The 1605-nt window shown below is 46.0% G+C and carries 3 protein-coding genes; all 3 read left to right on the plus strand.

Annotated features, from left to right (window positions below; translation table 11 throughout):
* Positions 1-115 precede the first annotated feature (115 nt).
* The 3 genes from RBH33_RS17645 to RBH33_RS17655 all read left to right on the plus strand — a co-directional run bounded on the left by RBH33_RS17645 (position 116) and on the right by RBH33_RS17655 (position 1347).
* Positions 116-346: a hypothetical protein gene (locus RBH33_RS17645; RefSeq protein ID WP_306733542.1), complete on the plus strand. Its 231-nt coding sequence runs from the start codon at positions 116-118 to the stop codon at positions 344-346.
* Positions 347-446: 100 nt separating this feature from the next.
* Positions 447-662 (plus strand): hypothetical protein, encoded by a 216-nt coding sequence (locus RBH33_RS17650; RefSeq protein ID WP_306733543.1) that lies wholly within the window; start codon positions 447-449, stop codon positions 660-662.
* A gap of 313 nt (positions 663-975) precedes the next feature.
* Positions 976-1347: a hypothetical protein gene (locus RBH33_RS17655; RefSeq protein ID WP_306733544.1), complete on the plus strand. Its 372-nt coding sequence runs from the start codon at positions 976-978 to the stop codon at positions 1345-1347.
* Positions 1348-1605 lie beyond the last annotated feature (258 nt).

Consider the following 1605-nt stretch of genomic DNA (forward strand, 5'->3'; position numbering starts at 1 on the left):
TCAGGTCCCTCGTTCACCGTTTTACCGGCGGCTTTTGAATTGCAGGAGACGAGGATACAGCTGGCCTGCGAAATGAAGTTAAGACGTACATCTGGACAGTAAGAGACATTGGATTATGCTGAAACTAGAATTTGAGGGAAAGATCGCCCATTTCTGTTTCGCTTTGGCTCAGGGCTTGGCGATGTGGGCATTCTTCTTCGTCATTGCCCATGCACTAGGTGAAAACCTGCTTTTGACCCCATTGGCAGCTCTGCTTGGGGGATGGACAGCCGTTGACGCTTATTCTATTGCAAGAGCGCACGGATATCCCAGGGTCAGGATTGGCAACTTAGTTAAGTGCAGGTGAGTAGATCTGCAACCGGAGTACTTGGAATGCGCAGATCAGGTTTGCGGTTTGTTGATGCATGGGAAACACCAAAATAAACATGATGATGAAGGATTGGACGATGACTAAACGCGACGAGAATGATGTACAGACAATGATTGATCGTATTGATGTAACAAGTCAATCGCAGATAGATGATCTAAAAGCACTCCACCCGGGCGCTGGCATTGGCCCAATTGTACAAGCAAAACTCTCAGCAATGATTAGCTCTGGCGAAATAGCTACCATTGCTAAAATTCCCAGTTCGTACCGCAGGTTGTGGCGAGTCGCAAATTGAACTGAGTGGGTCTCAGGACCAAAACCACTGAAGCCAAGAGAACGAATTGGAATATTGGATTATGAAAACGAGCAACTTTGGCAAACTGATTTATGTGTTAGTCCTAATACTAGGCTTCGTAGTTGGGGGAATTGGGATGAACCCATTTCTAGAAGGTGGCGCTCAGGATTCACCCTGGGTGTGGGTGGTGTCTTTTTTCGTCTTCGCTACGCTGACAATGATCGGTGTGAATGGTCTGGTCTTTAAAGGCAAAAAATGTCTCCACAAATGAGAGATAAGGCAAGGTTGGATTATGGCGAACAGTAGAATATGCGTGAATATTTGGGATGATTATTACGAGGATGGTTCTGTTCCGGAGGATGATGTCCAGGAAACGTATGCTTATGTCGAATCAGATATCGTCGATACCGACAGCAAAGTCATACTAGAAGCATTGAAAACAAAAATAGATCAGTTTGCTGAGAAACAGTCCATTCCGACACTCACGACAGAAATTGAGTTTTATGATTCGGCCAAAGTATACCCGAACCTTTTAGGTACAAGGTACGAGCGGATGCTTTATAAGCGCTGGCAGCTCAAGATAATCAATCTATCGCACGACGTGCGACAAAGACTTGTAGGCAGCCTTAAAGAGTGGGATTACAAGCATTCATCGTGCCCGGTTGAGGTTTATAGTGAGTCATAAGGTTGGAATATGAATATCATCGCTAAAATATTGTTTGTGGCTTCTCTAGTGAGCATGATGATGCTCATCATTATGGTGTCCTTGCAGCCGCCTATCTGGGTGTTCGGGGTTCCATTCACCGCCGCAATATTAACCCTTTGGCTGGGGCTAGGAAGCTTAACGGTTAGCAGACAAGGCGAATCCATTCGAAATAAAGGCTGCTCGGCCACCAGAAGGGCCACTCATGCCCCCTTCGGCAGCGAAAAGCAATAATTGGAC

It is taken from the genome of Marinimicrobium hydrolyticum (assembly GCF_030848505.1).
Lineage (GTDB): Bacteria > Pseudomonadota > Gammaproteobacteria > Pseudomonadales > Cellvibrionaceae > JAVDDU01.

Coding starts and splice junctions, on each gene's coding strand:
- RBH33_RS17645 (WP_306733542.1), top strand. CDS start 116: ATGCTGAAACTAGAATTTGAGGGAAAGATCGCCCATTTCTGTTTCGCT.
- RBH33_RS17650 (WP_306733543.1), top strand. CDS start 447: ATGACTAAACGCGACGAGAATGATGTACAGACAATGATTGATCGTATT.